We start from the raw sequence: 12601 nt of genomic DNA on the forward strand, positions 1-12601 counted from the left end.
CCATCAACTCTGTTGACTGATTTCATTAATAATTCTTTGAATGTGAATCGTGACATAAACTTGTTCGTTCAAAGTCACATTTTTATTTAGCGTATTTTTAACAAACTGTACAATTTTTTGTGTACAATTAAACGCTTGCGGATATTTTTTAAAAATATGCTGATATAAGACATCATCCGTCTCTTCCACTGCATTAATTTTTTGATCGCTACTAATTCTTTCGACAAAGAATCGTAGATGCACCAAAAATCTTTGATAACTAATGGTGTCTTCGCTGAGATGAACCTGCAACTGATACTGTACAATTGTTAAAATATCACCAATCAATTTTGTCATTTTCACACCCCTATCATTACTATCTTGAGCGGATGTGCGATTTTCGACAAATTTTAATGCAATAAATCCAGCTTCATCATCTGCAAGTGGCACCCCAAACGATGTCTTAATTAATTTTAGCGCTGCGACACCAATAGCGTATTCCTGCGGATAAAAATGTTGTATCTCCCATAGCAATTCATTATGAATCACAATACCATCTTCTGTTCTTTGAATGGCAAAATGAATGTGGTCAGTAATCGCAATCAATAGATAAGCGTTAAATTTAGTCTGCAGCTGTTCTTCAGCTGATTTAATAATTTGTGATGATATTTCGAAATACTGTGGTGAAACATCACTAATTAACTCATCAAACAACGTTAACCACCGTGCTTCTGTTGGTGCATAAATCTTATCAATTGCCTTTTCATCTATGCGTTGCCCGATTTTTTTTTGGAAACCTAAACCCTTACCAATTAATACAACTTCATGACCATTATTGTCTGCCAGTAGAACATTATTATTAAAAATTTTTTTGATATTCATTCATCACTTCCAGACTTTCAATGATAATTCTAAAACAAAAACCCGACAAAATCTGTACAAAGTTTTTTAAAACTTGCAACAAATAACTGTCAGGTTTTGCCCATTCGCACGGTAACAATCCTTTATGACTTTAGTATACAATACAATGTAAGCGTTTACAATACTAAAGTTTAAATTACTCATATGCCTTAATTGCTGATTTACACGATCTTATTTTATATGACATCATAATTTTAGTATAATGAAATCAGTTAGTCCAAACGATGAAAAGGGAGAAACGATGTTATTTCAAGATAAACCGAACATTTTTGTGCCTGCAACCATTCCAGTGACAGCAACGACTATTTTTAAGGACATCAATTATGCCCCTGACGCGCGCCACACACTAGATGTTTACCTACCAGACGGTCACCAAGATTTTCCAGTGATTGTTGATATATATGGTGGCGGCTTGCTCCGTGGTCAGAAGTCATCCGCTAAACTCAATCCAAGTTTACGTTTTTTAGCTGATCAATTTGCCATAATTAGTATCAATTATCGCCTCAATGACCCACTAACAAATCAGTTTCCAAACCAGATTGCTGATATTAGAGCTGCATTAGATTTTTTGTCTCTGAATGCCACTCAGTACCGTCTTGATATGACAGATTTAACACTGATTGGTGAATCAAGCGGTGCACAATTAGCTGTTTTGGCAGCTGCTACGTTTACCAAACAACACACCATCGGAAACATACCAAATGTCACTTTCAACCCAACATTTCCGATGATTAAACATGTTATTGCACTATATGGTCCCTACCAATTAGACCAATTTAATCATCAGTTTAAAAAATTAGGTATTACCCCAAAATTTTCTGAAACAGGTACTGCAAAATCTTTTGAAGGTATTATGTTGCAACACCAATCCCCAAAAGATGTGCCTGACCTCGTTTCTCAAGCTAACCCAGCCACGTATTTTACAAACAACATGCCGCCGCTCATGCTCATTGCCGGAAAAAAAGATTCAGTAGTGCCTTATCTTCAAAGCGTCCAACTAGCTGAAACTTATCGCGCTATTGTTGGCGACAGTATTGAAACACACTGGTTGCCATATGGTGTTCACGGACCAAAGGATTATAATAACGAGGCCATACATACTCAAAAATTGGCATTTATAACGCAAAATTAAAAATCGTAGTATGCCCGACCCACAGTTTATGAGTCATTGCATACTACGATTTTTGTTACGCTTAGATTATAGTTAATATTGTTTTTAAGACACCGGCATGATTATTATCAGCTGTTACTTTATTAAATGGCCCAGTAATACTCGCCCCTGGCATAATAAATGGCTGACCTACAGCCGTTAGCATTTCAAAATCATTTGCGCCATCACCAAAAGCAGCAACATTTGCCATACTAATGCCCATATTATCAGCTAACGTTTTTAATCCGATGGCTTTATTAACATCTGCCGGTACAATATCAATTGCTCCTGTACCAGTTTCTGTGACATGAACAGTATCCCCAAGCGTTTGCCGCGCCGCATCATAAAATTGTGTCTCATCAAAGTTTTGCCAGTTCATCGTTACTTTTAAAATTGGCGCTTTAATTTCTGATACATCGTCAAATATGATTACTTGTTTAAAGTATCGACGATGTGATTGTAACATGATATGCTCATATTCACGCGGTATATAAGCTGTATCATCTGTCGAATAAACTAACCCACGACTAGGTTTAACAGGAAACGCAGTTAATAATTGCTGTACACGTAGCAATATCGGCATAGCCAGCGTGCGTTCATAAATCAACTGCCCATTAGCATTGGTAACCCGTGCACCATTATTAGTCACATAGGCCATGCCCTCATTCAAAAAATCTGCCAATAGCACGTTGATGCGTTCTTGATGAACCCCTGTCGCAATAGCCAGTTGAATATTTTTATTTTTAAGTGTCTCTAACACCACACGAAATAACGCCTTATCAAAGGATTTATCATCTGATAAAAACGTGCCATCTAAGTCCGTTGCAATAAGTTGAATATCTGCCATTAATTTTTCAATATGCTTTCATTTATTTGCTGTTCTGAATTCATACAGTACACTTGACTATCATTCTCATTTACCCTGAGAATTAACACCTATTGGTGGGCTAAAATATGCTTCGCTATCCAAGCCCCTTCACGTAGGATTACTGTATTAACCCTAGGTCTGGGAATGACCGTTCCAAACCATTTCAAACCCTCTAATGGAATGCCATAGACATATAGATGAGAAATAATTGCGCCAGATTTATCAATCACTTCAAAAGTTGTTGGATCGACATTAATTGCCCCTAATTTGTACGTTGAGCCATCACCTCGTGTACGCAAGGGCTGCACAAACATACCACTATGCCTCAAATTGGTAATGAGCGGGTTACTAGCTATCGACATATCTGTTGATCCTAATCGCGCTTCAATCAGCGCATTTCCCTGAAATTTTTGTCCACGAACATCACGTGCTTCAAATTTTCCATCTACTGTTGATACCTTGATATTTGCAGCAGTCACCTCAAAAAGGCCGGCTTTAATCAATGCTTTGAGTTGCTCTACTCGTTCTAATGGTGGGCCAACTGACACACGTATATCTAATGGCTTAAACCGTTTCACAAATTTTTCATAATCATCTGCTGAAAAATAATCTTGTGCAATCACGTCACGTACCAAATCACGAATATCTCGCATAATATCAAATGTACCCGCATATGGTGCGTTTTTGTTACCTAATTTAGCATCTTCAATGTCCGCCGATAAATATTGCAAAAACCATGCTGCATAATCGACCGTCTCAGGTAAATCACGCGCAGGATTACGTATCAACTCAATATCGAATGCTGGTATATCTGTTAAACCAAAGTGCTTCGCTGTCTCATTTAACTGTTTTCCGGTTAATAAAGCTTTTTTGAAATTCTCAGTTTGATTAGGTGTTAATTGATTATCTTTTGAATCTAGACGATTTAGCCAATATTTATATGTTAATTCTTTAACGATTAAATTTTCAAAACTCTCATAAGTCATATGCCCGCCTTCTTCAGACCGCAATGCATTTAAGGCTGACAAAGTAAAGAACACTGGTTGATAAAGTTCACCCGATAATTTCTTGTTCACGCCTCGCGCATGCAATGGAAAACCACCACGTGAGCCTGCTATCACATGTGGTTCACGACCTGAAGGCTCATAAACTAATTCTCCCGTACCATCACGTGTGAACTGACCACCTTTTCCAATAGATAATGCTGCAACATAATCAAAAAAACTCAATCCCAAACCACGCATAATCACAGTATCATTTTCATTAAAATCAGATAAATCAGCTTCAGCTGGATGTGTCGGTGCAACATATTTCAAATGATGTTGCGCGGCAAAGGTTTTAAATGCTGTTTCTTCTTCAGTTAAGTGATCATCAGAGTGACCTAGTGCCATCACAACATGATCGGCTAATATTTGTGCCCCATCAGCTAATTTCAATTGGAACATTGCCCCAATTTTAACAACATTAATGACACTTTGCTTAGTAAAATTAAGTGTTTGATTTGGCCGTACACGACGTGTTAACCACTCGAAAAACCACGCTGCATAAACACCCATCATGCCACGTGACGCAAAGTCATCCGGTTTAGTTAAGCGTGATACTTCAATAGCATATTGTTCAGCCAACTCTGAATGATTAGCTAAAAACGCTGCTGCTTCTTGCTTGAGCCATTCAATCATCGTTGGTCCAGGATAAGGTGTGCCACCATTTACAATTGACTCATCATTAAATAATGTAATTTGATCAATGACTGTATTCATTAAAAATTGTTTGTTTTGCGAAATCGTTGGATCCCATACTCGACCACCAATAGCGTACGGATCATAAATTTGAACGTCAATCTGTGTATCATCATCCGCTAAATTAATTAGGCGTTCAGCAACAGCAAGGCCTCGCGGACCAGCACCAATAATTGCAACTTGCATATATTTTTTCTCCAAAGCGTGCACCAATAAACGCTTCTATTCTATATTTAAACTAGTATTTATTATAAGGGTTTTTAACGATATTTTCAAAAACTGACTGTATTCACGCTGACTTATATTTCAAACAACTGTCGCGTCGATTTTAAATATTTTCTAGCGCATGGGAGCAAAACACCGTTATGCAATTGAACAGTTCTCTTTTTGGCATCAAATGCGCTAACTTTAGATTTGTTGACCACATATGCAGCATGAATTTGTATGAAATTTTGGTGTAGATCAGGTAATGATTTAACTGTCGTTCGAATCTGTATGCTTTTTTGCTCACAGCAAACTGTCAATTGATGACTTTGTGATTGGTTAGATGTCATGTATACAATATCGTTTAAATAAAGACTTTCAGATTTTTGACCATTTGGTAGTCGGATAAGCTCTGATTGGGTCCCATTTTGCATTCGTATTTGCTGCTCGGCTGCTGTGATAGCTGATAGTAATCGCTTAGTAAATAAGCTATCAGATTGTGCTTTATCAATGAAATCTATCATACCAATATGATATTTAAGCCCCTGCTCTATCATTTCTGAGTGGGTAGTGACAATGATTATTTGCGACATTGTATCAAATTGTCTAATCATTTTTGCTACATTTAGCCCAACATTTTCAACCGTACGAATTTCTAAATCTAGCAAAATAACTTTAGCTGACTGATCTGCTTTTAACGCATCTAGCAATGCCATTGGTTGATCAAATACCAGACAATTGGCAATGATATGTTGTATGCGTCGTTGTTGTATCAGGTTGTCTTCTAATAAATAATAATTCATTATCTCACCGTAAACATCATTTTTTGTATAAAATGATGTTGTTCAGAAATCGTGGTTAACTCAATATTATCATGTTGATTAACATACTGCTGGACAAAATTTAAGCCAAAACCACTATGATTTTTTTTAGATGAATAACCAAGTTTTGCTATTTTTGTAAGATCCATACGTTGTGTACAACTGTTGATAATCACTATTTCTTCACAATCTGTTAATAACATCGTTACCGTTTTTTTAACGGCTTTTTCTGCTGATTCGATAGCATTATCTAGTAAAATACCAATAACACGGTAAAAAGTAACATCATTCTCAATTGCAACAATATCAAAAAACGCATTAATTTCAACGTTAAATGACACTGATTTCTCAAAAGCTGTTTGATATTTAACTAAGATAAGACTTTTTAGATTCAAATCTGCTATGTACTTTAAATTTAATATTTGCGGATCTGGCAATGTATCATTACTTTTTTTAATGACTGAATAATATGTACTTCTGATATCGCTCATATTTTCTGATGCAATACCATACTCTAAGCTAGCTAATATATTTTTATAATCATGTTTGAAAAACCGAAATTCAGAATACTTCGTTTCAAGTTGTTGCGTATAACTTTGGCTGGCCGCCATTTCGACATCATGTTGATTAATTTTGTCTAATAATAATTCCTGTTGATTACTGATCACCGGCACAAAAATTATCGCTAATATGATGCTTAATAAGAAAAAATCCCACCAAATTGACCCTGTAAATTGTTGTACAGCAAAAAAATAGGCTAACAAATCATTCATTATTCTCAAAAATAAGCTGCTTATCAAAAGTATTTGCAACTGAATACCATGTTTATCTAAAAAACTTTCAGTTAACCATTCATATTGCAATCGTCTGAATGTCAGTGCCAATATGACTGCCAGAATGTTAGCTAAAAAATCTAAACTTGTTTGAACAAAAACTGGCACGCTAACTAACGATGTCATCGTCATTTCAAAGTTTACCACCCAGTATGCTAGCAATGAACTAACAGACGCGTAGAGTAGTAACACCCGCTTACTGCTAATGATGCTCTGTCGCCAGCCAATATAAAATAACACACCTATGGACAAAGTCGAAGCCAAGCTGGCACGCAATAAAGGCGATTCAAAACTATTTCCAATCATATTAATGACGTACAATATCATGCTGGCTATTACAACAGTGCCTTTTGAAAAATGATGCTGTCCTAATAAAGTACTGAACCAAATTAACATCACACTACTTTCAAATAATGGCCACGTTATAACGTTAAAAATATTTAAGACTTGGAACATGATTAAATCCCCATAGTTATTTGTAATTTACGCAAAAATTCGTTCTAATCCAATCGACTAGAGCGAATTTTTTAGCGTAACGTTTAACATATTAATAATAACAATAATAAAGTAAATAACCTATTAAAGCAACTACTAAACCATATACTTAACTAATCACTATGATTATCTGATTCTTAATCAATTTTTACTGAACATATTCTACCCTTTGTATCTAAAAATGAGGTAAACTATAACAAATATAACTCTGTGAGGAAATCACATGTCACACTTGCATAACAACAACACAACAGAAAATTTAACTAATGCTTTGTATGCTGGACGTTTTGGTATTGAAATTGAAGAGCACCGTGTTCAGACCGGTAGCAAAACACTCTCTCGTCATCCCCATCCTGACACCCTTGGCGATAGGCGTGTTCAGCCCTACTTTCAAACCGACTTTTCTGAAAGTCTAGAAGAGGTTGTTACCGCGCCAAAATCATCTTCTGCTAAAGCACTTACCCATTTACACGAATTGCAACTCATGCTTAACGAAGAATTAGTTGATGACGAAATAATATGGCCATTGTCAATGCCACCGTACCTAACCAACGATGATGTTAATTTTTTAAACACCCATTTCGATCGCCCTTGGTATCAAGAGTATCGTGATATATTGTTATCTCGCTATGGCAGTTTCCAACATATCATGGCTGGCGTCCATGTTAATTTTTCACCTTCTGATGATGTGATTACTTGGTATCGTCAACGTAATAATATTGCTTCTCACTCATTGGCTAAAAATAATCTTTTTTTCCAAATAGCACAACAAGTCACTGGTTATCGCTGGATCCTAACTTATTTATTTGGTGCGTCACCAGTTAGTGAAAACCCTGCCGATAATATACCAAACGATCGGTATGCACTCCAACCTGTGCGCTCTTGGCGAGCAAGTGATTTTGGTTTTGCCAACCGGCCTGAAATAACAGTTGATTATACTGACTTCCAAACGCACGTCGATCAAATCCAAAAACATATTATTGACGGTGACTTTTACGATAAAAGCGAATTTTATGGTCCTGTGCGATTGAAAGCACCTGGAAACATGACTGACCTTGTCAATAATGGCGCAGAGTATATGGAATTTAGAATGTTTGACATTGACCCTTTCACACAGGATGGCATTTCCCAAAATGCGCTAAGTTTCTTACATCTACTCATCATAGATGCTATTGTTAACCCAACAACTTGGGAACAAAGTACACTGGACGATGCACGCACACGCAACCAAATAGTTGCTTTACAACATCCCAATGAACAATTACCAGACAATGCCATCGCCTACGCCGATGATTTGTTTTTACGATTAGAAAAATTGGTACAATCTGCACCAATCTCACAAAAAAATGACTTCCAATCAGCGCTTAGCTTTGCACGTTCTGCTGTAAAACAACCAAAACTAACCATTGGTGCACAACTGAGTAAGGCCATTGAAAATGAGTCACTAATACCTTTTGGCCTACAACAAGGTGCTAAAATTTCGGCACAGAGACATCAAAATACTTGGTCTCAAACGCTACAACACATGCCAACACAACTCCAACAAGTTTATATTCAAGCACACAAACTCGGTTTTGACACCCATATGGACAGTACAGAACAAACACTAAACATCACCTATAATAATGGTCCCTTGCAGACTTTAACCGGTAATCAAGATTTGACACAATACATTTAAACACACAATAAAAAATACGAGACCATCAGTCTCGTATTTTTTATATGCACTCACATGTAATCAATCATTTTTAAACAGCTGTTGCTTGACTGATATCTAACCAAGTTTCGTAGGATCCAATTTTCACTTTTATGCCGTTAGACGCCTTATCAACAGCTAACACACGATAAGTGCCATTCACCTTAAAGTATTCTCCTACTGCTAGTACTTGATTGCCTGATTTTGTACCACTAGCATTTGTTTCATCTAATGGTACAGCGTCAATCAAATTCAACGTGGTTGATTTGCCACCTGATAATTTATCACTCGCCACACTGTTCTTAGCTATATTCACAACATTCACTTGATACACCCCTGAAAAGCGGACATTGCTCCCAATACCAATATTTTTGTTTTGTGGCGTTTGCTTTGGTGTGGTATTAGCAGTAGCAGCTTTGGCACCTACTAAATCCTTAAAGTGGATAAAGCCAGAAACCTCACGCTTGTTCACCGTGCGTCGATAATAATTATGATTGTAGTTGTAATTGTATTCTTCAATCACAACGTTATCACCTGATACTTCAGCAACCCAAGAAACATGACCTGCACCAAACCATGCGACACTACCAACACTTGGTGTATTGTCAACGCGATACCCTTTCGCCTTTGCCTGTGAACCCCACTGCCAAGCAGAACCAAAACCGACTGGTAGTTCAAATTGGTTTTGTGCATGCAATCGCCATGCCACAAACGAGACACATTCTCGATTATACATGGTCCAGTTATCAACCTTGGAATCTGGCGAGGCATTTTTTAAGTGGGCTGGATAATCATCCCCCATTACGGCTGCACTAGCCGTATTAATAGTCATCCCGCCAACAATGCCTAACGTTAACAAACCTGTTACTATTTTTTTCATTTTTCTACCCTTTTCTTGTGATACCACATCATACGTTAGGCTGATTCCAAATGCTTAATCAGATTATAGTGATATAATGAAAGCAAATATGTTCAGTTACTCAATATTATCAAAAAGGAGCCAATATAATTTATGAAAATTGTACTTTTAGATGGTTATGAACTTAATCAAGATTTAAATTGGTCTACATTAAAAGCATTGGGCGACGTCACTTTGTACGATCGCACAACTATTGACAATCAGGCAGAAATCTTAGAAAAAATAAGCGATGCGGAAATTGTTATTACCCATAAAACACCTTTAAATACTGGTATTCTCAATCAAACCCCACATCTAAAATATATTGGTATTATGGGCACTGGTTATGATGTTGTGGCCATTGACACTGCGCATCAAAACAACATTGTCGTGACTAATATTCCCACATATGCTAGTGATGCGGTTGCACAATTTACTTTTTCACTTTTACTCGAAGTCACTGGACAAGTTGGCCTACATAATCAACTTGTCCACAAGGGTAAGTGGTCTGAGAGTCCTGACTTTACTTTCTGGGATAAGCCATTATTTGAATTAAAGGGCAAAACACTTGGTTTAATCGGTTACGGCCATATTGCTCAAAAAGTAGCTGAAATAGCGCATGCTTTTTCTATGACTGTTATTTTTTATAACCATCGTCCTAAGCAAGTCGATAATGACTGGGTTAAGCAAGTATCATTTGATGAGCTGTTGAAACAATCTGATGTCATCAGTCTGCATGTTATCCAAACACCCGAAACAATGAATTTAATTAATCAAAAAACAATTACTAAAATGAAAAACAGCGTGATTGTGCTCAACACTGCCCGAGGAAAACTAATTAATGAATTTGATATGGCAGACGCCCTTAATCATAATCAAGTTTACGCACTAGCGACAGATGTTGTGCAAACCGAACCAATCGACAATAACAATCCGTTATTAAAAGCTAACAATTGCTATATCACACCACATATTGCTTGGGCGCCACTCGAAACACGCGAAAGACTATTAGATATTACGGTTGAAAATTTAAAATCTTATCTAGAAAATAAGCCGGTTAATGTTGTTTACTAATCGTAGTATATCTGTATTTTCATACATCATTAAATGCTCCTATACTGAAATTCCGGACTACTTTCTTTCTAGGGCGTAATCCGAGATAATAGAGTATAGGAGCTTTTATGAAAAAATATACCCCAGAATTTAAATCTTCAATTGTGACCTTGTACAACCAAGGTCGTTCAGCCAATTCACTAGCCAATGAATACCACTTAGCTGTCCAAACCGTCACGGGTTGGGTTAAAAAAGCTGAAGTGATTGGCACAGATGATCAGGGTCAACCAGTCACTCGCGTGCAATTCAATGCCTTACAAAAGGAAAACAATCGTCTCAAAGAAGAAAATGAGATATTAAAATTAGCGGCCGTTTTGCTAGGCGAACATCACAAGTAACGCGTAAGACCCATCTACCAGTCATTCAAAACCTTTTAAGAAAAGGCTTTAAGCTAGTCACGGTGCTGAAAATGTTGGCTATTCCAAAAAGTACCTACTTTGATTGGACGCATTATCATGAGCCGGCTCGTCAACGTGAAGATGCCATTTTAACAGAGTTATTGCTTGAAATTTGGCAGAAAAACTACCGCGCCTATGGTGCGCCACGCTTGAAAATTGCCTTAGATGGCTTGCATTTACAGCATGGTATCAAGCGTATTAGACGTTTGATGCGGGCAGCAGATATTTATTCTGTGATGGTCAAACGCTTCCAACAGCCAACAACGACAGTCGATTACAAGCAACGACCAAATTTGATCAAACATCTAAAGACTGCCCATGCTTGGAGTATGGACATTACTTATTTGAAATTAACCGATGGGCAATGGGTGTATCTCGCGTCGGTGTTGGATTTAACCACTCACAAGATTTTGGCTCATCAAATCAGTGCCACGATGGACACAAAGCCCGTTGTATCAACGTTACAACGGGCTTTATCGCGACATGCTAAACCAGATTATTTGCACACCGATATGGGCAGTCAATTTACCAGTTTTGGCTTTGAACAAGTGTTACAACAACAAGCTATTGCGCATTCTTATTCAAAATTAGGCCATCCTTATGACAATGCTAAAATTGAGAGTTTTCATTCACTCTTAAAGCGAGAAATGATTTATCAATTCAGATTTACCTCGCTGGCACATTTAATTTTGGCTGTTGCGAACTATTTAGACTGGTACAATGATGAACGTATCAGTGTTGTGCATCGCGACAAGCAAGTCGCTTAACCGAACAGCCCTAGATAAAAAAGAGTCCGAACTATTGACTTAGGAGCACAACATGATTTCATTTAATATGGTAGATTATAAACTTAAATCAAATACTGCATAAAAATTGCAGAAAATTCAATAGCACAAACCATAAATAATACGCAACTGATATTTATTTTATCATCTCGAATGTACAAGCCATTTTCTAACTGCTTTTGCAATATATTTAGCCCATAACCATTTTCCAAAAGCAACAACTCCCATCGAAACTACTAAGCTAGCAACTATTCCTGCTAACCAACCAAATGGGCCAAATATAACCCCTATCCATTTTGATAAGAATGATCCTATATTAGACAAAATATCCATAATTCCTGTAAACATAGTATGAACTATTGCGTAACTAGTCCCATCCTTTTCTCTAACAACACTACCATTAGATTTAGCATACTTAGAGTTATTTTTTTCATATTTTTTATACTCCTCTTGGTCATCAGAAGTCCCTTGATTTATTTGGTGCATATCTTTTAAATCATCAAACACATCAATACCTGAACTGAGTACTCCTAGTCCTGCCATTCCAACCTTTATATGGGCTACTTTTTCTATAGACGGGTCAACTATTTTTTTTAATTCTCCTACATCTTCTAAAAATGATATTGGTGTTAGTCTAAAAACATGGACACGGTTTCTACTACGATATAATAGACGTAGGAGAATAACCCATGACGCAAAAA

12 protein-coding genes are annotated in these 12601 nt (G+C 36.9%); 5 read left to right on the forward strand and 7 right to left on the reverse strand.

The window, feature by feature from the left end; genetic code table 11:
- Positions 1–3 precede the first annotated feature (3 nt).
- Complete coding sequence (gene licT, locus K5Q14_RS07985) at positions 4–861, reverse strand: BglG family transcription antiterminator LicT (RefSeq protein ID WP_220735273.1); 858 nt, start codon at positions 859–861, stop codon at positions 4–6.
- Positions 862–1141: 280 nt separating this feature from the next.
- Between licT and K5Q14_RS07990 the strand changes: the two genes are divergently transcribed.
- Entirely contained in the window at positions 1142–2032 is an 891-nt protein-coding gene (locus tag K5Q14_RS07990) for an alpha/beta hydrolase (RefSeq protein WP_220735274.1), read from the forward strand.
- 61 nt (positions 2033–2093) lie between these two features.
- On the opposite strand, the gene K5Q14_RS07995 is transcribed toward K5Q14_RS07990, so the two are convergent.
- From K5Q14_RS07995 to K5Q14_RS08010, 4 genes are all read right to left on the reverse strand, one after another.
- Positions 2094–2897, reverse strand: coding sequence for an HAD-IIB family hydrolase (locus K5Q14_RS07995; RefSeq protein ID WP_220735275.1), 804 nt, complete (start codon positions 2895–2897; stop codon positions 2094–2096).
- Positions 2898–2986: 89 nt separating this feature from the next.
- A complete protein-coding gene (locus K5Q14_RS08000) occupies positions 2987–4843 on the reverse strand; it encodes an FAD/NAD(P)-binding protein (RefSeq protein ID WP_220735276.1) in 1857 nt (618 codons plus the stop codon).
- A gap of 113 nt (positions 4844–4956) precedes the next feature.
- Positions 4957–5664 carry a LytR/AlgR family response regulator transcription factor gene (locus K5Q14_RS08005; protein ID WP_220735277.1) on the reverse strand — a complete coding sequence of 236 codons (708 nt, stop codon included), beginning with the start codon at positions 5662–5664 and terminating at the stop codon, positions 4957–4959.
- Entirely contained in the window at positions 5664–6971 is a 1308-nt protein-coding gene (locus K5Q14_RS08010) for a GHKL domain-containing protein (protein WP_220735278.1), read from the reverse strand. The genes K5Q14_RS08005 and K5Q14_RS08010 overlap by 1 nt, the downstream gene beginning before the upstream one ends.
- Positions 6972–7233: 262 nt before the next feature.
- Between K5Q14_RS08010 and K5Q14_RS08015 the strand changes: the two genes are divergently transcribed.
- Positions 7234–8688, forward strand: a complete 1455-nt coding sequence (locus K5Q14_RS08015) for a glutamate--cysteine ligase (RefSeq protein ID WP_220735279.1) — start codon at positions 7234–7236, stop codon at positions 8686–8688.
- A 70-nt stretch (positions 8689–8758) separates the two neighbouring features.
- Here K5Q14_RS08015 and K5Q14_RS08020 read toward each other — a convergent pair whose 3' ends face one another.
- Positions 8759–9586 (reverse strand): CHAP domain-containing protein, encoded by an 828-nt coding sequence (locus K5Q14_RS08020; RefSeq protein WP_220735280.1) that lies wholly within the window; start codon positions 9584–9586, stop codon positions 8759–8761.
- Positions 9587–9718: 132 nt separating this feature from the next.
- On the opposite strand from K5Q14_RS08020, the gene K5Q14_RS08025 reads away from it, so the two are divergent.
- The 3 genes from K5Q14_RS08025 (at position 9719) to K5Q14_RS08035 (ending at position 11882) form a co-directional block, all read left to right on the forward strand.
- Entirely contained in the window at positions 9719–10678 is a 960-nt protein-coding gene (locus K5Q14_RS08025) for a D-2-hydroxyacid dehydrogenase (RefSeq protein WP_220735281.1), read from the forward strand.
- A gap of 107 nt (positions 10679–10785) precedes the next feature.
- Positions 10786–11055 (forward strand): transposase, encoded by a 270-nt coding sequence (locus tag K5Q14_RS08030; protein WP_220735282.1) that lies wholly within the window; start codon positions 10786–10788, stop codon positions 11053–11055.
- 23 nt (positions 11056–11078) lie between these two features.
- Complete coding sequence (locus tag K5Q14_RS08035; protein ID WP_281419684.1) at positions 11079–11882, forward strand: IS3 family transposase; 804 nt, start codon at positions 11079–11081, stop codon at positions 11880–11882.
- A 162-nt stretch (positions 11883–12044) separates the two neighbouring features.
- Here the strand turns inward: K5Q14_RS08035 and K5Q14_RS08040 are convergent.
- On the reverse strand, positions 12045–12601 hold a 557-nt coding region (locus K5Q14_RS08040; protein ID WP_220735283.1), incomplete at its 5' end, for a hypothetical protein.

This window comes from Leuconostoc inhae, from assembly GCF_019656015.1.
Taxonomy (GTDB): domain Bacteria; phylum Bacillota; class Bacilli; order Lactobacillales; family Lactobacillaceae; genus Leuconostoc; species Leuconostoc inhae_A.